Source organism: Acidovorax sp. 94 (genome assembly GCF_003634645.1).
Taxonomy (GTDB): domain Bacteria; phylum Pseudomonadota; class Gammaproteobacteria; order Burkholderiales; family Burkholderiaceae_C; genus Acidovorax; species Acidovorax facilis.
This window is the reverse complement of sequence record NZ_RBJA01000001.1, coordinates 3,409,967-3,433,754: the sequence shown is the minus strand read 5'-3', so window position 1 is coordinate 3,433,754 and position 23,788 is coordinate 3,409,967. Positions and strand designations below refer to the sequence as shown.

The following is a 23,788-nucleotide window of genomic DNA, read 5'->3' as shown; positions in this document are numbered from 1 at the left end:
GGAAAGAAGGGAAAAGGGGCCTGAATGCGTGAGCGAACTCACGCAGCACGGCGGTGTTGCTCGGCCTTTTCCTGGCAATGCACGCAGCGTGCGGCCTCGGGGGTGGCGTGCAGGCGTGCGGCGGTGATGTGGGTGCCACAGTCTGTGCATTCGCCGTACGTACCCGCTTCAATGCGGGCCAAAGCGGCTTCCACGGCGGCCAGGTGGGTGGTTTCGCGCTCGTCCAGCGCAAACTCCAGTTCACGCTCGGTGGCGAGCTGGGCACGCGGGTCCTCGGGCTGACCAAAGTGGTCGGCAGCGGCCTCGGCGCGGCCGATGACGCCCCCGCGCTGCGCGGCCAACTGGGCCAGCAGCTCGGATTGCTGGGCCAGCAATTGTTGGCGGAATGGGGCGGCCTGGGTCTTGTCCATGCGGTGTCTCCTCAAGGGTGATCGGATACCTGCATGGTGCGCTTGTGCGCGATGACCTCGGTTGACCAAGGTCAAGGGATGAAGACCCAGCGCCTGGGGGCGGGTTTAGAACAGGGTCTTAGCGCTTGGGCGGCCGCGCCAGCATTTCAGCGGTGTTGGTCTTGCGATCGGCGTTCACGCGCTGCACGTGGGGGCGCTCTGCCATGCGCGTGAGGTACTCGCGCACAGGCAGATCGGCCAGGTAGTCGCGGCCATAGATGATCTTGGTGGCCGAGCTGACCAGCGGCAGGTGCACGATGGCTGCGCAGTCGGCCAGGGTGAAGGCGTCGCCGCCCACGTAGGGGCTGAACTTCGCAAGCTGACCGAAGGCGGCAATGTTTTTCTCAAGCTGCGCTCCCACCTTTTCCTTGGCGGTGTCGCTCACGGTTCCGCCAAAAAACGCCTGGGGATACAGGTTGCGTGCCACCAGCTCCAGATGCAACTCCAGAAAGGTGATCAGCTCGCGCACCTTGGCGGCCTGGTAGGGGTTGGCGGGGATCAGCGCTGGCTGTGGGTGGGCTGCCTCGATGTAGTCGGCCATCACGGCCGATTCGCACAGCGGCCCCTCGGGCGTGCGCAGGTAGGGCACCTTGCCCAGCGGGCTGGCGCTGCGGTCGGTCTCGCCCACCCAGGCCAGTTCTTCGGTGAACGGCAGGCCCTTTTCGAGCAAGGCGAGTTTGATCTTGTTGTAGTAGTTGCTGGCCGAAAAGCCGCAGAGTGTGAGCATGGTGGCGTCTCCGTTGTGGTGGTGAATGCAGCACGCATCCTAGGTGGGGGCGGGGGCGCAGTCCGTCGCGCAGATGACCCCGGTCAAGGGGTGCGCACCCAGGCCCCCTACAATTCGCACCCATGCCCTCCCTGCAAACCATTCGCAGCCTTCGCTGGCTCGCCCGCCTTGTGCTGGCGTGGTTTGTGTTGTCCATCGGCGTGGCGGTGGCGTCGCCGCTGGTCAATCCGCAGGCGATGGAACTGATCTGTTCGGGCTCGGGCGCCATCAAGCTGCTGGTCAAGACCGATGACGGTGCCAAGGAGATGTCCAGCCACACGCTGGACTGCCCCCTGTGCGCGCATGTCGGCGCTCCGCCTCCCGTGTCGCAGGCCCTGCTGCCTGTGGTCCACCCCCTGGCGCATGCCCTGCGCCCCATTCCTGCCGCGCACATTGCTGCGCGCACCGCCGCGCCGCTGCCGCCGCGTGGGCCCCCGGTCTTCTCCTGAAGTTGCTATATTTTTAATAGCTGATTGCGCTTGATAGATAAGCGCTGGCAGCCTATTTGGCTTGAAATTCAGGAGTTCCCATGCGCAAAAGCCGCATGGCGCTGGCCGTGGCCAGTGCCTTTCCCCTCGCACTCTGCGTGGGTGTTTCCGCGTTGGCCCAGACCGCCGACAGCACCGGCAACAGCAATGCCCCCGTCAAGGAACTGGGCGTGGTCACCATCAGCGGCGGCCAGCCCACCTCGCTGCCCACGCAGATCCCCACCACCGTCGAGGGCGTGACGCGCGAGCAGATCGAGCATTCGATCAACGCCACCGACAGCGAAGACGCCCTCAAGTACCTGCCCAGCCTGCTGGTGCGCAAGCGCTACATCGGCGACTACAACCACGCCGTGTTGTCCACGCGCGCCTCGGGCACGGGCAACCCGGCGCGGTCCATGGTGTTTGCCGACGGCATTTTGCTCAGCAACTACCTGGGCAACGGCCCCACCAACGCGCCGCGCTGGATGCTGGTCACGCCCGAAGAGATCGAGCGCGTGGACGTGCTCTACGGCCCGTTTTCGGCCGCCTACGCAGGCAACTCGGTGGGCGCGGTGGTGGACTACGTCACGCGCATGCCCACAAAGTTCGAGGCCCACGGGCAGGTCAGCGTTCAGCATCAGCCGTTCGATTTGTACGGCACCAACGCCACCTACGCTGGCAAGCAGGTCAGCGCATCCGTCGGCAACAAGAACGGCGACTGGTCCTGGTTCCTCAACTTCAACAAGACCGACAGCGAAGGCCAGCCGCTCACCTTCCCCACGCGCCTCGTGTCCGCTGGTACCGTGGGCAATGCGGGCACGCCGGTGACGGGCGCGGTGCCTGGGCTCAACCGCAGCAACCAGCCCTGGTACCTGCTGGGCACGGCCACGCAGTACCACACGCAGCAAGACCACATCAAGGCCAAGATCGCCTACGACTTTTCGCCCACCGTGCGTGCGGCCTACACCCTGGGCTGGTGGCACAACGAATCCGAGGGGCGCCCCACCAGCTACCTGCGCGACGCCAATGGCAATGCGGTGTACGGCGGCACGGTCAACATCAACGGTCGCTCGTTTGCGCTGGCGCCCACGGACTTCAACGTCTCCAACGAAGACCTCACGCACTTCATGCACGGGCTCTCGGTCAAGAGCAATACCAAGGGCGCGTTCGACTGGGAGGTGGCCGCCAGCCTGTATGACTACCAGACCGACACCCTGCGCGCTGCCACCGTCGCGCTGCCTGCGGCGCTGAACGGCGGGGCAGGGCGCATCGTCAACAGCAAGGGCACGGGCTGGAACACCCTGGCCGCCAAGGGCACCTGGCGGCCCGATGGGGTGCAGGGCGCGCACATTGTGGACTTTGGCCTGCAGCGCGACAGCTACCAATTGCGAACGGTGGAGAACGCCACGACGAACTGGATCAACGGCGCTGCAGGCGCCCGCACCCAGGCCTTCAACGGCGACACCCAACTGCTGGGCCTGTGGGCGCAAGACACCTGGAAGATCGCGCCGAAGTGGAAGGCCGTGCTCGGCGCACGCGCCGAACGCTGGAGCGCCAGCAACGGCCAGACCGGCAACGCCACCACCACCGTGGGCCACCCCGAGCGCAACGAAACCTATGTGTCGCCCAAGGCTGCGGTGGCCTACCAGGCCAATGACCTGTGGGTGCTCAAGGCCTCTACCGGCCGTGCGGTGCGCATGCCTACCGTGTCCGAGCTGTACCAGGGTGGCATCAGTGGCAGCGGCACGCTGATCAACAACGACCCGAACCTGAAGCCTGAAAAAAGCTGGACCACCGAGCTGACCGCCGAGCGCGATATGGGCAATGGCCTGCTGCGCCTCACAGCGTTCTTTGAGCGCACGAAAGACGCGTTGTACTCCCAGACCAATGTGCTCGTCACACCCAACGTGACCAACGTGCAGAACGTGGACGCCATCGCTACCCGTGGCATTGAGCTGTCGTACCAGGCTGCCAACGTCTTCGTACGCGGGCTGGAGTTGGGCAGCAGCCTGACCTGGACGGACTCCAAGATCACCCGCAACGACAAGTTCCCTGCCAGCGTGGGCAAATGGCAACCTCGCATCCCCGAGTGGCGCGCCACTGCCGTGGCCACCTACCGGCCGGACAACACCTGGTCATACACCCTGGGCGCGCGCTACAGCGGCCGGCAGTACAGCACGCTGGACAACACCGATGTGAACGGCTTTGCCTACCAGGGCGCCAGCCGCTACTTCACCACCGATGTGCGCGTGCGCTACCAGATCACCAAGCAGGTCAGCGCGGCCGTGGGCATCGACAACCTGAACAACTACCAGTTCTGGAACTTCCACCCCTACCCGCAGCGCACTTACCTCGCTGAGCTCAAGGTCAGTCTCTGAAAGGAATACATCCCATGTCTCTGAATACTATGAAAAAGATAGCTGTAATCGCTTTGCTGTCAGGCGCAGGAGGCCTTTTTGGCTCTGCATCCGCCCATGTGGTGCTCGAATACCAGGTCGCCCCGGCGGGCGCAGGCTACAAGGCCACATTCAAGGTGGGCCACGGGTGCGGTGCGTCGCCCACGCGGCAGATTGCGGTGGACATCCCGGCGGGCATGCGCGGCGCGCGCCCCATGCCCAAGCCGGGCTGGACGCTCGATGTACAGCGCGAAAAGCTCGCCCAGCCCTATACCAGCCACGGCCGCAGCATCACCGAAGACGTGGTGCGTGTGACCTGGACGGCCAAGACGCCGGACGACATGCTGCAAAGCGCGCACTACGATGAGTTCGTGCTCGTGGCCCAGGCGCCCGAGCAGGCCGGCACCGTGTACTGGCCTGTGCGCCAGGTTTGTGCGGAAGGCAAAAACGACTGGACCGAGGTGCCCAAGGCGGGCCAAAAACTCTCGGACCTGAAGTCCCCCGCTGCAGCGCTGGAGATTCTGCCCACGGGCGGCGCCGCTGCCCACCATCATTGACAGTCCGGCCCACGGCCTGTTCTCCCTTTCCCGTCCCTCTTCCCTTCTTCGTTTCTTCGCTTCTTCTCGTTCTCTCACTCACCGAAAGGCATCCATCATGAAAAAACTGCTTCACACTGCCGCCCTGGTTTCCACACTGGCCGCTGTACTCGCCAGCGCCCCCGCATGGGCACAGACCGCTGCCGTCAAAGTCGAAGGTGCTTGGGCGCGCGCCAGCGTGCAGGGCCAGAAGGCCACCGGTGCGTTCATGCGCCTCACCGCCCAGGACGGCGCCCGCCTGGTGCGCGCCGAGTCGCCCGCTGCGGGCATCACCGAAGTGCACGAGATGAAGATGGAAGGCGACATCATGAAGATGCGCGCCGTGCCTGCGCTTGACCTGCCTGCGGGTAAGACGGTGGAGCTCAAGCCCGGTGGCTACCACGTCATGCTGCTGGACCTGAAGGCGCCGCTGGCCAAAGGCGCTTCGGTGCCACTCACCCTGGTGTTTCAGGACGCCAAGGGCGTGGAAAGCAAGCTCGACCTCACCGTGCCCGTGGGCACGGCAGCACCCGGTGGCGCCACCGCAGGCACCATGATGAATGGGCATAAACACTGACATCTCCGCATCGCCGGCCGCTTCGCCTGCGCAACGCATTGGAGTAAGCTGTGACTCCACCACAGACTACCCTCGTCCACCTCTTGCGGAGCGGCTATGAGCGATACATCGAATTTCGGTTTCGGCAAACTTGTCCCCGGTTTTGACTTTCTGCAGAGCCTGGCCAAGGGGGCGTCCAGCAGCATTCCGCAGTTGCCCAACCTCAGCAACTGGGTGGCGCCCACCATCAGCGTCGAAGAGCTGGAAAAGCGCATCGACGAACTCAAGGCCGTGCAGTTCTGGCTGGAGCAGAACTCACGCGCGCTGGCCGCCACCATCCAGGCGCTGGAAGTGCAGAAGATGACCCTGGCCACCCTGAAGGGCATGAACTTCAGCATGGGGGACGTGGCCAACGCCTTCAAGCTCAAGACGGCTGACACCGTGATGAGCGGCGTACAGAAAGCCGCCGACACCGTGACGGGCGCCGCCGAGGCTGTGGCTGGTGCCGCCGCCCGCGCTACGGGACGTGTGAGTGCTGCCGAAGAAGAAGCCGAAGACGAGGGTGACGACGCCGAACCCGCTGCCCCGCCTGCCAAGGCCAAAACAAAAGGCAGCAAGGCATCGGCCGCTGCCGCGCCTACCGTGGTGGACCCCATGCAGTGGTGGGGCGCACTCACCGGTCAGTTCCAGCAGATCGCCGCCAACGCCATGAAGGATGCGGCCAAGCAGACCGCCATCGACACCACGAAGAACATGGCCACGGGCCTTGCCAAAGAAGCCCTGAAGACGGCGACCGGCATGGCCAGCCAGTTTGCCGCCAAGGGCATGCAGACCATGCAGGGCGGTGCCAAGCGCGCCGCTGCATCGGGCACCGCCAAGAAGACCGCCGCTGCCAAGAAGCCTGCAGCCCGCAAAACCCCGGCAAAACCCGCCGCCAAGAAGGCCAGCAGCAGCACCCGCAGCCCAGCCGCCCGCAAGCGAGCGGGCTGACGCCAACGTGGGCGGGTGTGACAACCCGCAGGTGGTGCAATATCTGCCCGCCACCGCCCTGGCATGGAGATCACCACCATGAAACTATTTCCCACTGGCCATGCCACCCACCCCCAATGGCGCATGGCCGCCGCGCTGGTGCTGGCGCAGCTGCGCGCCCAGATGGCGTTGCCCGACTACGCTGCAGCGCCCACCCTGGGCCTGCTCTACATCACCGACCACTATGGCAACGACGCCCAGGCGCTGCTCGACTACCTGAGCGGCGAACTGCCCGAGGTCACCGACTGGAGCGGCACCGTGGGGGTGGGCGTGTCGGCCAACAACGCCGAGTACTTTGACGAGCCCGCGCTGTCGGTCATGCTGCTGGATGTGCCCGCAGACCAGTACCGCGTGTTCTCGGGCGTGGCGCCGCTGCCCACGCATGCGCCACACCCGGGCAGTGGGTTTGTGGCCCATACCGCCCTGGTGCATGCCGATGGCCGCACGCCCGAACTGGCCGAGTTGCTGACCGAGATGGCTGCACGCACCGACACGGGCTACCTGTTTGGTGGCCTCTCTGCCAGCCGCACCAGCAGTGTGCAGTTTGCCGTGGGTGGCGACGGCAACATGGCCGGGCAGGGCGGTGCCAGCGGGGTGTTTGACGGTGGCCTGTCGGGCGTGGCGTTTGGTGCCGGGGTGGCGCTGGTGTCGCGCGTTACGCAGGGCTGCCAGCCCGTGGGCGCGCTGCGCACGATCACCGCCGCGCAGGACAACGTGGTGCTAGCGCTCGATGGCGAGCCCGCGCTGGACGTGCTGCTCGATACGCTGCAGGTGTCGCTGGATGGTGGCGACCCGCAGCCCGCGCTGCGCAAGGTGCGCGCCACGCTGGCCGGGCTGGTCAGCGCGGGCGAGCAGCCCCAGGGCCAGCGCCGCACAGGCCACTTTGGTACCGACACACGCGTGCGCCACATCGTGGGGCTGGACGGCAGCCGCCGGGGCGTGGCCCTGGCCGACCATGTGGAGCCGGGCATGCACCTGGCGTTCTGTCAGCGCAACGTGGCAGCGGCGCGTGCCGACCTCATGCGCATCTGCGCCGAGATCCGCGAAGAACTCTCGCCCGAAGAGCTGGAGCCCGCGTCGCTGGTGTCGTCGTCCAGCGCGGATGGCGAGATGGCAGCTGCCAACAGCGCCTCAGGCGCCAGCGCGGCGCCGCAGACAGGGCAGCGAATCTGTGGGGCTATCTATGTGAGCTGTTCGGGCCGGGGCGGCCCGCATTTTGGCGGGCCCAGCGCCGAGCTGCAGATCGTGCGCCACGCGCTGGGTGACGTGCCGCTGGCCGGGTTCTTTGCCGGTGGGGAAATTGCGCACCACCACTTGTATGGTTACACCGGGGTGCTCACCGTTTTCGTTGACGACGACCCGAACGCCCGCTGAGCGACTGAGCCGTTTCGCCCGCAGAGAACGCCAGGGCGGGCCCTGGCGGAGACGGTACCCCATGGAGGGGCCAGGTCAGCCCGCGCCGTTATCGTCTGCTTCGGCCTTTTCCTCGGGGGTCAGGCGCGTGGCCAGGATCTTGTCGATGGTCTTGCCATCCATGTCCACCACTTCCAGCTTCCAGTCCTCCCACTGCACGGTGTCGGTCACCTTGGGCAGGCGGCCAGTCAGCAGCATGATCATGCCGCTCAGCGTGTGGTAGCGGCCGCGTTCCTCCTCGGGCACGGCATCCAGGTTCAGGCGGTCTTTCAGCTCGGGCACGGGAATGTGGCCGTCCAGCAGCCAGCTGCCGTCCTCGCGCTGCAGCGCCCAGGAGGTCTCCGGGTCGCGCGGCTGAAACTCTCCGGTGATGGCCTCGATCAGGTCCTGCAGCGTGACGATGCCCTGCACCTCGCCGTATTCGTCGATGACAAACGCCATGTGGACGTCCGACAGGCGGAAGTTGTCCAGCAGCTCCATGCCCGTGATGGTTTCGGGCACATACAGTGCTGTCTGCAGCGGCTGGTCGGCCAGGCCGCCGCGCGCCTTGTCGCGCAGCGTGCGCGACAGCCACTGGCGCGCGTTGATCACGCCCAGGATGTTGTCCATGCCGCCGCGCACCACCGGAAAGCGTGCGTGGTCGGATTCTTCGATGCATTTGAGGTTGTCTTCAAACGACGCATCCATGTCCAGACACACCACATCACCACGCGGCACCATCAGCGAGCCGATCTGTCGGTCGTCCAGGCGGAACACATTGCGCACCATGGTGTGCTCGTGCGATTCGATCACGCCCGCAGTGGTGCCCTCCACCAGCATGGCGTGGATCTCTTCTTCGGTCACCGGGCTGCCGCTGGTTTCCTTCACACCCATCAGGCGCAGCAGCGTGCGCGTGGAGGTGGACAGCAGCAGCACAAACGGCTTGGTGGCCAGCGCCAGAAAGTTGATGGGCCGCGCCACCAGGCGGGCAAAGGTCTCGGGGTACGACTGGCCGATGCGCTTGGGCACCAGTTCACCCACCACGATAGAGAAATACGTGATCAGCACCACCACCAGGCCGGTGGCCGCGTAGCTGCCAAAAGGCATGGGAACGCCCAGTGCTTCAAGCCACAACGCCAAGGGCCCAGCCAAGGCGGCCTCACCCACGATACCGTTCAGCACGCCAATCGATGTGATGCCGATCTGGATGGTGGAGAGAAAACGCGTGGGGTCTTCGCCCAGCTTCACGGCAGCGGCGGCGCCGCTATCGCCCTCATCAATCAGCTTTTGCAACCGGGCTTTGCGGGCCGTGACCAGAGCGATCTCGGACATGGCAAACAGGCCGTTGAGAAGGATGAGGGCGAACAGTATTGCTATTTCCATACAAAGGGCGCCTTGCGCGCCCTTGGGTGTTGAGAAGCGACCAATTGTAAGGACAGGGGCCAGAGACCCTGCGCTGGCTCCTAGCCACCTTCGGTCGGGAGGCCCGTTTCGTCCCACTCGGGCAGTCCCCCCCGCAGCCAGTACACCGACTGGAACCCCTTGGCTGTGGCCACCTTGGCAGCTTTGTAGGACTTCCAGCATTCGGCGCCATTGCACGCAAAAATTACCGGCTTGGCCTTGTCCACGCCCTGAAGCTTGTCCAGCGCCTGGAAATCATCCTGTGCGGCATTGAAGGCCACGTCCTTGAGGCTCTTTTCCACATACGCTGCAAACACGGCGCCCCGGATGCGCTTGGTCTTGAATTCCTTCTCGGTGCGGGTGTCCACCAGCGTGGCGCCCTGCACCAGCAGGGTCTGGGCCTCGCGCGCAGTGATGCGCTTCACCCCAGGCAGGCTCGTGGGGGTGAACAGCCCCAGCTCGGCCACACGTCGGTACTCAACGGCCTCCGGGCGCACGGAGGCTGGCGGCAGGCCGCTGGCGGAGGACGACGCGCTGAACCACTGGGCCAGCTTGTTGCGCGCATCCGCCGGCAGGTCTTTTTTCACCACGATGGAGAACCCGCCAGGCACCGGCTGCGATGTAGCCAGCACCCGCGCAAGGCCGGGGTGCGCTGCCGACCATTCGGCCCAGTCGTCCTCGCGCACCACAGTGGCATCCGCCGTGCCCAGAGTCAGGGCTGTCAGGCCGGCCTGGGGAAATTTCTCGTACTGCACCGCGCGCAGGTCCTGGAACGACAGCCCCGCCTCATTGAGCATGCCGCGCGCCATGTAGGTGTAGACCGAATCCTGCTGGGGCAGATAGAGCCGTCGGCCTTTCATGGCAGGCACCGCAGCGATCTGCTGCAGCCCGACCAGCAGGTATCTGTCCGATTTGTGCGTGGCGCCCACCAGCTCGTAGCCGCGTTGCAACGCGGACGCAGCCACCTGGGCAGGGCCAATGAAGATGTCATATCCCGCGCTGCGCGTGGCGCGCATCACGTCGGCCAGGTCGTCGCTGGTGGTCAGTGCCACGGGCTGGCCCGCGGCCTTCGACAGGCCCGATTCGGCGGAGGTGCGCAGGATGGAGTGCGCCGCCTTGCGGGCCGTGGGCTCCACGGCCACGATGGCCGTCAGCTGGGCCTGGGCGGCGCTGCAACACAGCCATAAGCCAAGTAGCAGTCCCAGCGGGCCGCGGGTCGATTTTCTGGCGATGTTCATTGCGCGGTTCCTCTCCCCAAAACAAACCGCGAATATGCCCAGGGCCCCGCACCTGCGTACGAATGTTTCTGATCTTTTGTTTTTGTTACTTCTTCTAACGAAGCCATGCGTGCGGCGCGCAGAGCTCCCGCACAGAATGCGGGCTGACCCGATCCCCTGTGCCTGCCGGGTGGGCGGGGGCAACAAAGAGTTTTTGTCCATCCCATTATTTGGAGACGTTTCCATGAAAGATTCCATGACCCTGCCGCGACGCCACATGCTGGCCGGAAGTGCCGCCGCCTTGAGCGCGCTGGGCCTGGCTGGATGGGCCGGCGGTGCGCGTGCCCAGCAGGCCGCAGCCGCTGCCAAGCCGCTGCCCGCGTATGCAGGATGGAAGTCACCGGATGCGCTGATCGTGCACAGCAGCAGCACTCTCGAAACCCGTCGCTCCGCGTTTGGCACCAGTGTCATCACGCCGTCCAACCAGCTGTATGTGCGCAACAACCTGCCCGCGCCCGACGCCGCCATCCTGGACAACCGCGATGCCTGGACCGTGGCGATCGAAGGGGTCAAGAGTCCGCGCAGCCTGACCCTGGCCGAACTCAAGACGCTGGGCGTGGAAACCGTGGCCACCGTGCTGCAGTGCTCGGGCAATGGCCGGGGCTTTTTCCCCAGCAAGCCCAGCGGCACGCCCTGGTCGGTGGGCGCTGCCGGTTGTGTGGTCTGGAGCGGCGTGCCACTGCGCAACGTGGTGGCCGCCTTGGGCGGGCTGGCCGACGGTGCTGCCTACCTGACCGGCACGGGCGGCGAGAAACTGCCCGAAGGTGTGGACCCGCTCACCGTGCTGGTGGAGCGCTCGGTGCCCGTGAAGGCGATGGACGACGCACTGCTGGCCTGGGAGATGAACGGCGAGCCGCTGTCGCTCGCGCACGGCGGCCCGCTGCGGCTGGTGGTGCCGGGCTACCAGGGCGTGAACAACATCAAGTACGTCAAGCGCGTGGCGTTTACCAGCGCACAGTCGCAGGCGCGCATCATGTCGCACGGCTACCGCATGTCGCCCCCCGGCTCCAAAGCCAGCCCCGACCAGCCTTCGGTGTGGGAGATGGGCGTGAAGTCCTGGATCAACGGCCCCTTGCCCGACAAGGGGGCACTCAAGCCCGGACAGGTGCAGGTGCATGGCGTGGCCTTTGGCGGCACGCGCGGCATCAAGGGCGTGGAGGTGTCGGCCGATGGCGGCAAGACCTGGTTGGCGGCCAAGCTCATCGGCCCCGACCTGGGCCCCTTTGCCTGGCGGCAGTTTGCGTTGCCCGTGCGCCTGGAGGCGGGCACCCATGTGCTGGCCAGCCGAGCCACCGACACGGCAGGCAATGTGCAGGCCGAGCAGCGCGAGGAAAACCTGGGCGGCTACAACAACGCCAGCTGGCGCGACCACGCCGTCACCGTGACCGTGGCATGACATCGCTCCCCCCTGAGGCGCTTTGCGCCTTCCCCCCGAAGGGGGGACGCCACCCGTGGCCTGGCAGAGCCAGTTCCACGGTGGCACTGGCATGGGTGCGCGCCGCTATCGAACGGCCTCGGGTGCCGCAAGGCGGTTTGCTGGTAGGGCTAGCGTTACTGTGGGCGGGTGCCAGCTGGGCCGCCGAGCCGGCCGAGCTGGCGCGCGGCAAGGAGCTGTTCACCAAGATCCAGCCCGCCTGCGCGGTGTGCCACACGCTGCAGGCCGCCGGTGCCGAGGGCCAGGTGGGTCCGGTGCTGGATGAGCTGAAACCCGACGCCGGCCGTGTACTGCGTGCGCTCAAGGCAGGCATCGGCGTGATGCCCTCGTATGCCGAGCGCATGAGCGAAAAGGACATGTTGGCCGTGGCACAGTTTGTGGCGCACGCCACGGGCGCGGCCAAGTAGGCGCGGGCTTTCGCGGCGGTTGCAGCGCTGCCTCGCTGCAACCGCGCGCTGCTTCAGGCCGCCGTGCGCGACGGCACCAGCGCCGCTCCTCCTGCGCGCCCCTGCAACCCCTGGAACGCAAAGTCCACCTCGGGCACCCGGCCACTCACGATGTCGGCCAGGGCCTTGCCCGAGCCGCAGGCATGCGTCCAGCCCAGCGTGCCGTGGCCGGTGTTGAGGAACAGGTTGCCCACCTTCGTCTTGCCGATCAGCGGCACGTTGCTCGGTGTAGCCGGGCGCAGTCCGCTCCAGAACTGGGCCTGGCTCGCGTCGCCCGCGCCAGGGAAAAGCTGTTCCACACGCCGCACGATGGCCTCGCAGCGCACCTGGTTCAGGTGGCGGTCGTAGCCGTTCAGCTCGGCCGTGCCTGCAATGCGCAGGCGATCACCGCCGCGTTCGCTGGTGTAGCGCGAGAACACGAGCTTGAACTCGTCGTCTGTCAGGCTCACCTGGTGCGCCTTGCTGGCGTCTTTCACCGGCATCGTCACCGAGTAGCCCTTGGCCGGGTAGATGGGCAGCTGGATGCCCAGCGGCTGCGCCAGCAGCGGGCTGAACGAGCCCATGGCCAGCACAAACGCATCGCCGCGCACGCGCTCGAAGCGGCCTTCGGCATTGGTCACTTCCACATGGTCGATGCGGCCGCCTGCCTCGCGCAGTGCGGTGATGTGGTGGCCCATGCGGAACTGCACGCCCGCCGCCTCGCACAGCTTGGCCAGCTCGCGCGTGAACTGGTTGGCATCGCCCGATTCGTCCTCGGCCGTGTAGGTGGCGCCTGCCAGCTGCGGGCGGATATGGGCCAGGGCGGGCTCGATGCGCACGGCTTCGTCGGCGCTGATCACCTGCCGCTCGCAGCCCAGCGCGCGCATCTGCTCGGCAGGGGCCAGGGCGCCGTCGAACTCCTTGGCGTTGGTATAGAAGTGCAGGATGCCCTGCGTGCGCTGGTCGTACTGGATGCCGGTGGCCGCGCGCAGCTGCTGCAGCGTGTCGCGGCTGTAGGTGCCCAGGCGCACGATCTGCTCGATGTTGTGGCGCGTGCGCGCGGGCGTGCAGTTGCGCAAAAAGGACAGGCCCCACAGCCACTGGCGCATGTCGGCGCGGATGCGGAACAGCAGGGGCGCGTCCTCCTTGCCCAGCCACAGCAGCACCTTGAGCGGCGCGCTGGGGTTGGCCCAGGGCTCGGCATGGCTCACCGAGATCTGGCCGCCGTTGGCAAAGCTGGTCTCGGCGCCGGGCGCACCCTGGCGGTCGATGACGGTCACGTCGTGGCCAAGTTGTTGCAGGAAATAAGCCGAAGTCACGCCGAGCAAGCCGGCGCCCAAAACGATTACGCGCATTTTTGAAGCCTTTTAAGGGTTCAGCGCTTGATGGATATGTGTTGGCAGCTATTGAATCAATAGCAAGCAGCCAGCGCGCGTCCGCCAAGCTGCCGCTCCCCCTGTCCTTGGTACCTGAGAGATTCACCACCCAGCCCACATGGCGCGCGGTTTGCTCCTTCGGTGCGCCACAACGCTGCTGACAGGTTGGGGCGGCTCTCCAGACGGCTTTGATAAATGGTGCAGTACGGGACCTGAGCGTGTATGGGAGTTTGCGCCTTCGGTGCAGCGGTGGGTCTTGTGGCCTGCCGTGCTCTCCTGCGGGGGCCATTCTAGGAGGGTGCGGGCGGCGGTGGGGTGTTTGGGGCGGCTAATGGGCGGCAATCGTTGCTGATGCTGGCGGCGACATGGGGTCGCCATAATCCGGCGATTTGACCCACCCCCAGGACGCTTTTCCCATGCCCGATACCGCCTTTGACCCCTTCGCCAGCGCCGCCGTGATCACCATGGCGCGCCAGGGACGCACGCCCCGGCCGCTGGATCTGCCCGTTGCATTGCGCCCTCGCGATGCGGCCGAGGCCTACGCCGTGCAGGACGCCGTAGTGCGTGAGCGCGGCGAGGTCGCGGGATGGAAAGTGGGCGCCGCGTCGCCCCAGGCCCAACCCGCGCGTGCGGCGCTGACCCGCGACTCGGTGTGGGTGGAGCAGCCTGGCCAGGAGGTCAACTTGTCGGCCACAGGCTTTGCCGTGATGGGGGTGGAGGCGGAGCTGGTGTACGAACTGGGCGCAGACCTGCCCGCACGCGCCACGCACTACAGCGCGGCCGAGGTGCTGGCCGCCATGGTGTCGGTGCGTGCCGCCATTGAGGTGTGCGACACGCGCTTTGCCGCCTGGGCACAACAGGGGGAGTGGAGTCGCTTGGCCGACCAGGCCTGCCATGGGGCGCTGATCGTGGGTTCGGGTTTGACCGATGTGGCTTCGGTGCAGCCCCTGGTGCAAGGGGTCAGCCTGTCGGTGAACGGATCGGTGGCCGTGCAGCACGCCACCTGGGGTAACCCGGCAGGTGATCCGCTGCGGCTGCTGGTGTGGCTGGCCAACGAAGGCGCGCGCAGCCTGGGAGGGCTGCGCGCAGGGCAGTGGGTGACCACTGGGTCCTGCACCGGCACCGTGATGGTGGCGCCGGGCACGGTGGTGGTTGCAGACTTCCCTGGTGTCGGTCGCGCCGAGGTGAAATTCGACTGAACCGTTACGAGGATCGTGGAACGCGGCAGATCAGTTGCGGCGCGGGTTGTCCGGCTGGCTGTCGCGGCGGTTGGACACGCCGTCACCGTCGCGATCACGGTCGTTGCGGTTGGAGATGCCATCGCCATCGCGGTCCCGGTCGTTGCGGTCGGCAATGCCGTCACCGTCACTGTCCCAGCGGCCCCGCTGCATTTCCCAGCGGCCATCGCGCTCCACCCATTGGGGCTGCCGGTACTGGTAGCCGCTGCGCGCTTGTACCCAGTGGCCCTTCACCCAGCGGTGGCGGTTGCCGCGCCATTCCCAATGGCCTTGTTCCCACACCTGGCCACGGCGTGGGCGTGGCACGGCTTCGTACCGTGGGGGTGGGGGCGCGGGAATCACCTGGTAGGTCTGCGTGGGCTGGTACCCACGCTGTGGTTGGTCGGACTGAATGACGACGGTGCCTTGAATGGCCGCGTGTGTCGGTACGAGGGGCAGCAGTGCCATCAGGGCGATGGCGGCTGCGGTCAGTGTTTGGCGGGTCATGGTGGTCTCCGGGGTGATTCCTGGCGGAATCGGTCTTTGCATGGTGGCGGCCTGATGCGCGGTGCCACGTAGGTGCTCAGCGGGGGCGGGCGTAGGCCAAAGGGGGGAGTGGGCGCGGGGCTTGCGAGCCTCCGCGCTCCTTCAGCTGTGCAAGCGTTCAATCGTTCAATTGCGGTAGGGGTTGTCCGGGCGGCGGTCGTGCCGATTGGGAACGCCGTCTCCGTCACGGTCGCGGTCATAGCGGTTGGACACGCCATCGCGGTCTCGGTCGTGGTGATCGCGGTCGTAGCGGTTGGGAACCCCATCGCCGTCGCGGTCACGGTCATAGCGGTTGGGGATGCCGTCGCCGTCCCGGTCCCAGCGGCCGGGGCGAAGGTCCCACCGGCCGCCGTGTTCCACCCAGCGGGGTTCGCGGTAGTGGTAGCCATGACGGGCCTTCACCCAGTGACCCTGGACCCAGACATGGCGGTGGCCACGCCAATCCCAGTAGCCGGGCACCCACACCATGTTGTGCCGAGGGCGGGGCGCCACTTCATGGCGAGGGGGCGGTGGTGGGCCGTATTGCACCACCATGGGCGCTGGCGCCTGGTAGTGGTGGGGTTGCCCCGACTGGATGACAACAGTGGCGCTGGTCTGTGCCTGCGCCACCGTTGCGGCGCCCAGAGACAGCAAGGCGATGGAAACAGCGGCGAGTGCATTGCGGGCCATGGTGATCTCCTCAGAATGATTCCTTGCGGAACCGGAGACTTCATGGTGCAGATGCTGCGTCAAGCCGGTGTAGGCGAATTGCGAAGTCTTGTGAAGTTGTGTTTCCTGCAGCAGGAGCAGCAGCGGTTTCCGTGATTTTTCTCACACTTCCGGCAAGCTGCCCACCCACGTGAATGTAGTGCGGCCCTTCAGCGCCACCACACCAGCGCCGCCACCACGAGCAGGGCAAACCAGGCAGGGTGTCGGCCCTCAGTGGCATAGAACACCAGCACGCCGCTGGCCAGCGTGGCGACCCCGGGCACATCGGCCACCCAGGCTCCCAGGTCCGTGTCCACGGGCGCGGTCCCCAGGCGCCACATCAAGGCGCTCAGGGCCCAGCCCAGCACGGTGGCCAGATGCCAGGTGCCCCACAGAATGCGCACCTGCCACTCCCGCAGCACGGGCCGTCCGCCGGTGGGCACGATGCCCTCTGTGCGCAGGGTGCGAAACACCAGCAATTCACCCAGCACCGAGTGCGCAACACCCACCAGGGCCAGGCCTGCGGCTGCCAGCATCAAAGCAGTATTCATCTCAATGGCCCTGGGGCGTTGTGCTGTGCAGCAGAGGGTGGTGGGTGCGCACCCGCGCGCCCAGCCCCGTAAGCAGGTGCATGAGGCCCATCCACATGCGCTCGAACGCGGGCATCTCGCCGGGCACCTGCACCAGGTGCTCGCCCAGCATGCGCTGGTGCCGTCCGGCGGTGATGGGTGGCGGCGTCTTGACGCCAAAATCGAAAATCGGTTGCGTGAAGGGCTCCATCTGCCAGGCCTGCATGTCGGCCAGTGCGGGCGCGAGTTCGGCGGTGTAGGCCGGCACGGTGAGGCTGGCGTTGACGAGTCCGAGCGCCTGGTAGGCCTGCAGCACCAGCGCGTCTCGCTGTGGGTCGGTGGGAGGGCGCAGCAGTGCGGACCATGCTTTTGTCACCTGGGTGCGAAAGTGCTCCGACAGGCTGCGCGTGCAGCCAAAGTCCAGCACGCCCACGGTGCCATCGGGTGCGAACAGAAAATTGCCCGGGTGCGGATCGGCGTGCACTCGGCCCAGCACAAAGAGGCAGTGCATGAACCAGTCCCACAGGTGCTGTCCGGCCCGGTCGCGCTGCGCCTGCGTGGGCTGCGAGGCCAGCCAGTCCTTCAGATGCTGGCCCGGCAGAAACTGCTGTGTGAGCACCTGGGCCCGGGTGTGCGACAGGATGGGCTGGGCCAGCACCACGCCCGGCAGCGCCGCGTGCTGTGCAAACCACTGCAGTTGTTCGGCCTCCAGCAGGTAATCCACCTCGCGCAGCAGCGTGGCCTCGATCTCGGTCATCACGCTGTCCACCACGGTGTTGGCGGGCAGCGGCATGTCGGTATGGGCCAGGGCGCGCAGCGCGGCGCGCATGAGCTGCATGTCGCTGGTGATGGTGGCGGCGATGCCGGGGTACTGCACCTTCACGGCCACTGTGCCGTGGCTTGCCAGCTGCGCGCGGTGCACCTGGCCCAGGCTGGCGGCGGCGAAGGCGGTGGGTTCGAAGTGTTCAAACAGTGCCTCGGGCTCCTGCCCGAAAGCTTGGCGGAACACGCGGCCCACCAGCGCGCGGTTGAGTGGCGGGGCCTGGTGGTGGGCGCGCGCCAGCTCTTGCCGCACACCGTCGGGCAGCAGGCCGGGGTGCATGCTGAGCAACTGCGACACCTTGAGTGCCGAGCCCCGCAACTGGCCCAGCGCGCCAAAGAGGATGCGGCCGAGGGCGGCTTCGTGGTCGGCCTGCGCTTGGGCAGATGGCGTGCGCACGCGGTGCCCCAGCTGGGCCATCCCGATGCGCGCGGCAGCGATGCCCGTGATGGTGCCGCGCGCCAGGCGGCCGGTGCGCGGCGGTTCAGTGCGTGCCATGGTCTGCCAGGCGTTGCACCATGGCCCGTGCAATGCGGCGGTGAAAGGGGGTCACCACCGCCATGTAGGCATGCCCGAGCGTGTTGTGGATGTGCACCACGGTGCTCAGCACCATGGTCGGCGGCCCAGAGGTCTCGGTCCGTCCGCTGTGCTTGGTCAGTGCAACCTGCACGTCGAGGTGCCTGTCGTCCTGGCCCATCACGACTTCGGTGTCGCTCAGGTGGCGGATGCGGAAGATGCCCACGCGGTCGCCCACACGGTAGCTGCTGGCCTCGCGCAGCGATCTGCCGCTGGCGGGCGGGTACCCATCGTGCAGTTGCCCCAGGTCCTTCAGGCCCACCAGCCGCACCAGTTTGTTGCGCACGGTCATGAGCATTTGTGTCCAGCGCGGCGTGCGGGCCACCACGTCCAGCCAGGCCTGCAGGGCGGTATGGGATGGCTGGCCGTCAGCCACCTCGTAGGCATCAAAAAAATGGGCGCCGGGCAAGCTTGCATGGATGGCGGTGCCTGCGGGCACCTGCGTTTCGCGCACGGTGGGGGCGGTGGTCATGCGGACTTCCTCTTGCGTGGCGTAGCGGCAGGCTTGGCGGTGGTGCTGGGGGGCGGGGCTGGGTTTGCTGCGCGTGGTTTGCGCGGCGTACGGGGCGGCTTGGAAGGCTCTGGCGCTGCGGGTGAACCGGCGTTTGCCGTGTGGGCCTGGTGTGCCTGGGGAGTGCTGTAGGGCGCGCTGGCCATGGCCTGCTTGGCCAGCTGCAGCATCCCCATGAGGCCGCTGCTGTGCTGCACCATGCGGGCCATCTGGCTGCGCAGCACAAAGCCGCCCAGTTGCAGCACGCGATTGACGAGCCCGCCACGCAGTGCCTGCACCAGCACACCCAGCGAAAGGTCCACCAGCTGCGTGGTGTCGGCAAATTCGTCGGAGGTGTCGGCCAGCCAGTAGGTCACCACACCGGCCAGGTAGTCGGTGTAGAGCCCACCCGCCATGCCTTTGAAGTCGCAGGGCTCGATCTCGCCACTGGCCTCTGCCGCTTCGAGAAAGCTGGCGACGGCCTCGCGCAGGCTCTGGCGCGCCGCCAGGGGCTCGGCCAGCATCGACAGCGGCGAGCGCCGCGCCAGACTGCGCACCTGGGCTACAAATTCGCGGTCGGCCAGCAGGCGCTCCAGCACGGCGTCGGTCAGGCGCTGAAGCTTTTCCTGCAGCTGATAGCCCGCGAAGCCTGGCGTCTGCAGGGTTTCGGCCAGCGCCTGGTGGACCACATCGTCCAGGTAGCCGAGCACGATGCGGTCCTTGGTGGGGAAGTATTTGTAGATCGTGGCGTCGCCAATGCCTGCTGCACGCGCGATGTCTTTCATCGTCGTGCCGTCAAAGCCCTGGCGGGTCATGAGGTCCACCGCGCTGGCCACGATCTGGCGGCGCGTGGCGTCTTGTTGCTGGCGGGTGGTTTTCATTTGACTATCTTTAAATAAAAGAAATTTGTTATTTAAAGAATAGTATTTTCTGTTTGGTGCGTCAAGCGGGCGTGGCACAGCACAGCTGCTGGCGCTGTGCTCAACCCACAAAGTTAGGGTGTTCTTGGCCTCTAGCGCTTTTTGGTAAAGCGCTGATAGCTATCAAAAGAAGAGTAAATCAGCGCCGCATGGACGCAAACGCCTCAAACTCCCAGCTGCGCATCGCCAGCAGCAAGGTGTAGCCCTCGCGCTCGCGGTCGGGCAGCTTCTGGTCGGCCAGGTGCTGCTGGGCAAAGTCCTGGGCCACGCGCTGCATGCGCTCCATGAACGCAGGGGCCAGGCTGCGGCTGATGTTGCCGTGCACCAGCAGCACGCCTTCGCCCGCGCCGTCAAAGCCGCCCGCGAAGTAGTCCAGCAACGCGTGGTCGCGAAAGTAGTTCATCACCGGGCCATGCGGGCGCCAGCGAAAGGTCTTGGCCAGCTTGAGGCGGTAGCGGTTCAGTGGCCGCAGCTCGATGATGCCGATGCGGTCGAGCTGTGCGAGGTACTTGATGCCCTCGGCCTCGGTGAGGCGGTAGGCGGTGGTCACCTGCTCCAGCGTCCATTGGCTGAGCACGCAAATCGCCATCAGCAGCAGTTTCTTGTCGCCCACCACGGCTTTTTCCTGCTCTTGCGTCAGCTCTTTCAACAGCGGCTGTTCGTCGGCCACACGCCGCGCCAGATCGGCAAAGTCCAGCGCCAGTGCGCGGCAGATGGCGTCGATGCGCGACAGCGGCATGTCGCCCTTGGCCAGCATGCGCTTGACGCTGGACTCGGCCATGCCCAATGCCAACGCCAGGTCGGCGTAGGTCATCTGCGCGGTCTTGAGTTCCTTCTTCAGGGCGGTGACGAGGTCGGCGGTCGTGCTCATGGGCTTTGGCTCCTTGGTATCAATTATCAATACCTGAGGTGGCTTTGGTAGCCCTCTGAGCGACTTTCTGGTGACTCGGTGACTGCTGCTGAACACACTGCGCGGCAATCCCCACTCATCCACGGATGTGACGACCATGACCTCTCTGATTTCTCTCCCCACCCGGCGCCACAAGCCCGCGACCCGCGCTGAAATGGCTCTCGTGCTGGGCGCGGCCGCGTTGCTGGCGCTGGCCTTGCTCGGCCCGGTGCTGCCCGCAAGCGCACACCAGCATGCCTTTGCCGACCAGCGGGCGCCGTGGGGCATTCCTTGCGCAGTGGATGTACTCAGCAATCTGCCGTTTGCCATCGCAGGGGTGTGGGGCCTGTGGGCGCTGCGCCGGTTGGCGCCAGGAGCGCTGGATTCCACCTCGCGCGCGCTGGCCGCCCTGTTTTTTGCGGGGCTGCTGTGTACGGCCGTGGGCTCCAGCGTTTACCACTGGCAACCCCAGGATGCGGGCCTGCTGTGGGACCGGCTGGGCATGGTGCTGCCGTTTGCAGGACTGCTGGGGCTGGCTGCCAGCCGCGTGAGCGAACGGGCAGGCTGGGCCATGGCGGGGGCGGTGCTGCTGGCGGGGCCGTTGGCCGTGCTGTGGTGGGCACACACCGGCAACCTGATGCCCTGGGCCGTGGTGCAACTGGGCGGCATGCTGGTGGTATTGGCGCTCGCCTGTCTGCCCCGGCGCGATGGCGCGCTGGCGGTGCACTTGGGCGCGGTCATCGGCCTGTATGCCGTGGCCAAGCTGTTCGAGGCGGCAGACCACGCGGTGTTCGACGCCACCTACCAGGCGGTGTCGGGCCACAGCCTCAAGCACCTGTTTGCTGCAGGCGCGGCCTGGCCGGTGCTGGTGGCCCTGGCGGCCTGGCACCCGCGCCGGGCACCGGGCGGGCCGCAGGTCACGCTGTTTGTGCAGAATGGCGCCCACGCCGTGGGTGTCGCCCGCAGTTCACGTGTGTGAAATGCGGGCACGGAAAATTCCAACAAGCCAACCCATCGGAAACGAGGAGAAACGCATGCACCCCGAGACCCCCTCAGCCAGCGTTGCGCCAGTGCCGGCGCATGAGGACCCGAACCAGTTCGCCCTGCTGCGCCAGCGGCGATTTGCGCCGTTCTTCTGGACGCAATTTTCTGGGGCGGCCAACGACAACCTGTTCAAGTTCGCGTTCACCGTGATGGTGACCTACCAGCTCAGCGTGTCGTGGCTACCGCCAGCGATGGCGGGGCTGGTGATTGGTGCGCTGTTCATCCTGCCGTTTTTGCTGTTCTCGGCCACCTCGGGGCAGCTGACCGACAAGTACGACAAGACAAAGATGATCCGCTTCGTGAAGAACATGGAGATCGCCATCATGCTGGTGGCGGCCTTCGGGTTCATGACGGACAACGTGCCCGTCCTGCTGCTGTGTACCTTTCTGATGGGCGTGCACTCCACGCTGTTCGGCCCCGTCAAGTTCGCCTACATGCCCCAGGTGCTCAACGAACGTGAGCTGACCGGCGGCAATGGCATGGTGGAGATGGGCACCTTTGTGGCCATCCTGCTGGGCAATGTGGCCGGTGGCCTGCTGGTGGCCATCCCGGGCATTGGCCACACCACGGTGGCCGTGGCCTGCGTGGTGGCGGCCCTGGCCGGGCGCGCGGTCGCGCAGTTCATTCCCTCGCTGCCCGCCACCGACCCGGGCCTGACCATCAACTGGAATCCCTTCACGGAAACCTGGCGCAACCTGAAACTGGCGCACGAGAACGTCGCAGTGTTCCGCTCGCTGCTCGGCATCAGCTGGATGTGGTTCTTTGGCGCCGTGTTCCTGAGCCAGTTTCCGAGCCTGGCCAAGGAGGTGTTGCACGGCAACGAACAGGTGGCGTCGCTGCTCCTGGTGGTGTTCTCCATCGGCATCGGCATCGGCTCGCTGCTGTGCGAGGTGCTCTCGCGCCGCCATGTCGAGATCGGCTTGGTGCCGCTGGGCGCCATCGGCATGAGCGTGTTCTCCATCGACCTGTACTTCGCCTCGCGCAACCTGCCCCCTGCCGAGATCATGGGCTTGGCCGCCTTCATGGCCCAGGGCGCGCACTGGCGTGTGATGCTGGATCTGCTGCTGCTCAGCCTGTTTGCGGGCCTGTACAGCGTGCCCATGTACGCACTGATCCAGATGCGCAGCCAGCCCACGCACCGCGCACGCATCATCGCGGCCAATAACATCCTGAACGCACTGTTCATGATCGCCAGCTCGCTCATCGCCGGTGCCTTGTTGGGCGCGGGCTTCACGGTGCCGCAGATCTTCCTGTTCACCGGCATTGCCAACGCGGTGGTGGCGTTCTATATCTTCATGCTGGTGCCCGAGTACCTGCTGCGGTTTGTGGCCTGGGTGTCGTCGCGCTTCGTGTACCGCTTCAAGGTGCAGGGCGACGAGAACCTGCCTTCGACGGGCGCGGCCATCCTGGCCTGCAATCATGTGAGCTTTGTCGATGCCGTGTTGCTCATGGCGGCCAGCCCGCGCCCCATCTACTTCGTGATGGACCACCGCATCTTCCGCGTGCCGGCGCTGGGCTGGCTGTTTCGCCTCGCCAAGGCGATTCCGATTGCACCCTACAAGGAAGACCCCAAGACTTACGAAGCCGCTTTCGACCGCGCCGCGCAGGTGCTGCGCGAGGGCGATCTGCTGGCCATCTTCCCTGAAGGTGGAATCACCAAGGACGGGCAGCTGCAGGAGTTCAAGGGCGGCATCATGAAGATCATCGAGCGCGCGCGCGCAGAGGGTGTCGAAGCCCCGGTGATCCCCATGGCGCTGACCAATTTGTGGGGCTCGTACTTCAGCCGTATTGAGCAGGGCGGCGCCATGGTGCGACCGTTCCGGCGGGGATTTTTCAGCCGTGTGGGGCTCAATGTGGGCCGCCCGGTGGCATCGACGCAGGTGCAGCCTGCGCTGCTGCGCACCCGGGTGGCGGACCTGCTGCAAGCATGAGCCGCGAAGAATCCTCCAACGCTGCAGCGGCAGCGGCGGACCACGGCGCATTGACGGACCGCATCCTGGCCTTCCTGCGCAGCATTGGCGTTGCGGTCTGCGAGGCCGAGGTCCCCGAAGGCAGTTTTCTACCCGGCGTCCGCATCGAGCGGGGTGGCCTGCGTGTGGACCGGGCGCGGCTGCGCTGGCCTGGAGATCTGCTGCACGAAGCGGGCCACCTGGCGGTGGTACCCACGGCGCTGCGGTCCACCCTGGATGATGCGCTGCAGGACCTGCCCGAGGTGGCCCACGGTGGTGAGATCGAAGCCACGGCCTGGGCCTGGGCGGCCACTCGGCACCTGGGGCTGGATTCCGCCGTGCTGTTCCATGACGGCGGTTACCACGGGCGCTCCGTCGGGTTGCGCACCACCTTTGAGCTGGGGGTGTACCTGGGCGCCTCGGGCCTGGCCGCTGCGGGGCTCACCCTGCTGCCCGCGCAGGTCCTGCCGGGCGGAACCCCGGCCTATCCGCACATGCTGGCCTGGCTGCGGGGCTGAGAGTCAAAAAACGCCAAAA

The 23,788-nt window shown here is 66.3% G+C and carries 24 protein-coding genes and 1 riboswitch; of the genes, 12 read left to right on the top strand and 12 right to left on the bottom strand.

Going from position 1 to position 23,788, the window contains the following annotated elements:
• Positions 1 to 38: 38 nt before the first annotated feature.
• Both C8C94_RS15790 and C8C94_RS15785 read right to left on the bottom strand, forming a co-directional pair.
• Entirely contained in the window at positions 39 to 410 is a 372-nt protein-coding gene (locus tag C8C94_RS15790; protein WP_055395348.1) for a TraR/DksA family transcriptional regulator, read from the bottom strand.
• 118 nt (positions 411 to 528) lie between these two features.
• Complete coding sequence (locus tag C8C94_RS15785; protein WP_055395350.1) at positions 529 to 1,176, bottom strand: glutathione S-transferase; 648 nt, start codon at positions 1,174 to 1,176, stop codon at positions 529 to 531.
• Positions 1,177 to 1,298: 122 nt separating this feature from the next.
• Between C8C94_RS15785 and C8C94_RS15780 the strand changes: the two genes are divergently transcribed.
• The 6 genes from C8C94_RS15780 (at position 1,299) to C8C94_RS15755 (ending at position 7,612) form a co-directional block, all read left to right on the top strand.
• Positions 1,299 to 1,664, top strand: a complete 366-nt coding sequence (locus tag C8C94_RS15780; protein ID WP_121421386.1) for a DUF2946 family protein — start codon at positions 1,299 to 1,301, stop codon at positions 1,662 to 1,664.
• 80 nt (positions 1,665 to 1,744) lie between these two features.
• A complete protein-coding gene (locus C8C94_RS15775) occupies positions 1,745 to 4,060 on the top strand; it encodes a TonB-dependent receptor (protein ID WP_121421385.1) in 2,316 nt (771 codons plus the stop codon).
• Between the two features lie 14 nt (positions 4,061 to 4,074).
• Positions 4,075 to 4,635, top strand: coding sequence for a YcnI family protein (locus C8C94_RS15770; protein WP_199731276.1), 561 nt, complete (start codon positions 4,075 to 4,077; stop codon positions 4,633 to 4,635).
• Positions 4,636 to 4,732: 97 nt separating this feature from the next.
• Entirely contained in the window at positions 4,733 to 5,230 is a 498-nt protein-coding gene (locus C8C94_RS15765) for a copper chaperone PCu(A)C (RefSeq protein ID WP_055395359.1), read from the top strand.
• A gap of 96 nt (positions 5,231 to 5,326) precedes the next feature.
• Positions 5,327 to 6,199, top strand: a complete 873-nt coding sequence (locus C8C94_RS15760) for a PhaM family polyhydroxyalkanoate granule multifunctional regulatory protein (protein ID WP_055395361.1) — start codon at positions 5,327 to 5,329, stop codon at positions 6,197 to 6,199.
• Positions 6,200 to 6,277: 78 nt separating this feature from the next.
• Positions 6,278 to 7,612 (top strand): FIST N-terminal domain-containing protein, encoded by a 1,335-nt coding sequence (locus C8C94_RS15755; RefSeq protein ID WP_121422905.1) that lies wholly within the window; start codon positions 6,278 to 6,280, stop codon positions 7,610 to 7,612.
• A 75-nt stretch (positions 7,613 to 7,687) separates the two neighbouring features.
• Here C8C94_RS15755 and C8C94_RS15750 read toward each other — a convergent pair whose 3' ends face one another.
• Both C8C94_RS15750 and C8C94_RS15745 read right to left on the bottom strand, forming a co-directional pair.
• Entirely contained in the window at positions 7,688 to 9,013 is a 1,326-nt protein-coding gene (locus tag C8C94_RS15750) for a hemolysin family protein (protein WP_055395363.1), read from the bottom strand.
• A gap of 80 nt (positions 9,014 to 9,093) precedes the next feature.
• The gene (locus C8C94_RS15745) at positions 9,094 to 10,269 is read right to left on the bottom strand and encodes a rhodanese-like domain-containing protein (RefSeq protein ID WP_121421383.1); all 1,176 of its coding nucleotides are present in this window, start codon (positions 10,267 to 10,269) and stop codon (positions 9,094 to 9,096) included.
• A gap of 223 nt (positions 10,270 to 10,492) precedes the next feature.
• Between C8C94_RS15745 and C8C94_RS15740 the strand changes: the two genes are divergently transcribed.
• Together C8C94_RS15740 and C8C94_RS15735 are read left to right on the top strand one after the other, a co-directional pair.
• The gene (locus C8C94_RS15740; protein WP_121421382.1) at positions 10,493 to 11,704 is read left to right on the top strand and encodes a sulfite oxidase; all 1,212 of its coding nucleotides are present in this window, start codon (positions 10,493 to 10,495) and stop codon (positions 11,702 to 11,704) included.
• Between the two features lie 137 nt (positions 11,705 to 11,841).
• Positions 11,842 to 12,150 carry a cytochrome c gene (locus tag C8C94_RS15735; RefSeq protein ID WP_099731962.1) on the top strand — a complete coding sequence of 103 codons (309 nt, stop codon included), beginning with the start codon at positions 11,842 to 11,844 and terminating at the stop codon, positions 12,148 to 12,150.
• A 53-nt stretch (positions 12,151 to 12,203) separates the two neighbouring features.
• Here C8C94_RS15735 and C8C94_RS15730 read toward each other — a convergent pair whose 3' ends face one another.
• Complete coding sequence (locus tag C8C94_RS15730) at positions 12,204 to 13,523, bottom strand: D-amino acid dehydrogenase (RefSeq protein WP_121421381.1); 1,320 nt, start codon at positions 13,521 to 13,523, stop codon at positions 12,204 to 12,206.
• Between the two features lie 91 nt (positions 13,524 to 13,614).
• A riboswitch (glycine riboswitch) is annotated at positions 13,615 to 13,736 on the bottom strand.
• 224 nt (positions 13,737 to 13,960) lie between these two features.
• Between C8C94_RS15730 and C8C94_RS15725 the strand changes: the two genes are divergently transcribed.
• The gene (locus tag C8C94_RS15725; protein WP_121421380.1) at positions 13,961 to 14,743 is read left to right on the top strand and encodes a 2-keto-4-pentenoate hydratase; all 783 of its coding nucleotides are present in this window, start codon (positions 13,961 to 13,963) and stop codon (positions 14,741 to 14,743) included.
• Positions 14,744 to 14,773: 30 nt separating this feature from the next.
• Here C8C94_RS15725 and C8C94_RS15720 read toward each other — a convergent pair whose 3' ends face one another.
• The 7 genes from C8C94_RS15720 to C8C94_RS15690 form a co-directional block, all read right to left on the bottom strand.
• Positions 14,774 to 15,268, bottom strand: coding sequence for a YXWGXW repeat-containing protein (locus C8C94_RS15720; RefSeq protein WP_121421379.1), 495 nt, complete (start codon positions 15,266 to 15,268; stop codon positions 14,774 to 14,776).
• 165 nt (positions 15,269 to 15,433) lie between these two features.
• Positions 15,434 to 15,976 carry a YXWGXW repeat-containing protein gene (locus C8C94_RS15715; protein ID WP_121421378.1) on the bottom strand — a complete coding sequence of 181 codons (543 nt, stop codon included), beginning with the start codon at positions 15,974 to 15,976 and terminating at the stop codon, positions 15,434 to 15,436.
• Between the two features lie 188 nt (positions 15,977 to 16,164).
• Complete coding sequence (locus C8C94_RS15710; RefSeq protein WP_121421377.1) at positions 16,165 to 16,545, bottom strand: hypothetical protein; 381 nt, start codon at positions 16,543 to 16,545, stop codon at positions 16,165 to 16,167.
• Position 16,546: 1 nt separating this feature from the next.
• The gene (locus tag C8C94_RS15705; protein WP_121421376.1) at positions 16,547 to 17,881 is read right to left on the bottom strand and encodes an AarF/ABC1/UbiB kinase family protein; all 1,335 of its coding nucleotides are present in this window, start codon (positions 17,879 to 17,881) and stop codon (positions 16,547 to 16,549) included.
• Complete coding sequence (locus C8C94_RS15700) at positions 17,868 to 18,431, bottom strand: DUF2867 domain-containing protein (protein ID WP_121421375.1); 564 nt, start codon at positions 18,429 to 18,431, stop codon at positions 17,868 to 17,870. Before C8C94_RS15700 ends, C8C94_RS15705 begins: the two co-directional genes overlap by 14 nt.
• Positions 18,428 to 19,330, bottom strand: a complete 903-nt coding sequence (locus C8C94_RS15695; RefSeq protein WP_121421374.1) for a TetR/AcrR family transcriptional regulator — start codon at positions 19,328 to 19,330, stop codon at positions 18,428 to 18,430. The genes C8C94_RS15700 and C8C94_RS15695 overlap by 4 nt, the downstream gene beginning before the upstream one ends.
• Positions 19,331 to 19,508: 178 nt before the next feature.
• Entirely contained in the window at positions 19,509 to 20,240 is a 732-nt protein-coding gene (locus tag C8C94_RS15690; RefSeq protein WP_055401999.1) for a helix-turn-helix transcriptional regulator, read from the bottom strand.
• 136 nt (positions 20,241 to 20,376) lie between these two features.
• Between C8C94_RS15690 and C8C94_RS15685 the strand changes: the two genes are divergently transcribed.
• From C8C94_RS15685 to C8C94_RS15675, 3 genes are read left to right on the top strand one after another with little or no spacing between them, the layout of a single operon-like run.
• Positions 20,377 to 21,237 (top strand): hypothetical protein, encoded by an 861-nt coding sequence (locus C8C94_RS15685; RefSeq protein WP_233573488.1) that lies wholly within the window; start codon positions 20,377 to 20,379, stop codon positions 21,235 to 21,237.
• 55 nt (positions 21,238 to 21,292) lie between these two features.
• On the top strand, positions 21,293 to 23,233 hold the full coding sequence (locus C8C94_RS15680; RefSeq protein ID WP_121421373.1) for an MFS transporter: 1,941 nt from the start codon (positions 21,293 to 21,295) through the stop codon (positions 23,231 to 23,233).
• The gene (locus C8C94_RS15675) at positions 23,230 to 23,769 is read left to right on the top strand and encodes a hypothetical protein (protein ID WP_055401995.1); all 540 of its coding nucleotides are present in this window, start codon (positions 23,230 to 23,232) and stop codon (positions 23,767 to 23,769) included. The genes C8C94_RS15680 and C8C94_RS15675 overlap by 4 nt, the downstream gene beginning before the upstream one ends.
• Positions 23,770 to 23,788: the final 19 nt, after the last annotated feature.